1 rRNA gene is annotated in these 304 nt (G+C 54.6%); it reads left to right on the top strand.

From position 1 onward, the window contains the following. Positions 1-304, top strand: a 23S ribosomal RNA gene (locus FE296_RS00150); the annotation flags it as partial.

Raw genomic sequence — 304 nt, 5'->3', positions numbered from 1 at the left:
GTTCCCTCCGAGACGGATCCCGAGTAGTGCGGGGCACGTGAAACCCCGTATGAATCCGGCAGGACCATCTGCCAAGGCTAAATACTTCCTAGCGACCGATAGTGAAGCAGTACCGTGAGGGAAAGGTGAAAAGCACCCCGGAAGGGGAGTGAAATAGAACCTGAAACCGTGTGCTTACAAAAAGTCAGAGCCCGTTTTAGGGGTGATGGCGTGCCTTTTGTAGAATGAACCGGCGAGTTACGTTCCCGTGCAAGGTTAAGGTGAAGAGCCGGAGCCGCAGCGAAAGCGAGTCTGAATAGGGCGA

Origin of the sequence: Paenibacillus sp. UASWS1643 (genome assembly GCF_008693195.1) — a bacterium.
In the GTDB taxonomy this organism is placed as follows: domain Bacteria; phylum Bacillota; class Bacilli; order Paenibacillales; family Paenibacillaceae; genus Paenibacillus; species Paenibacillus amylolyticus_B.
This window is presented reverse-complemented; position numbering and strand designations above follow the sequence as displayed.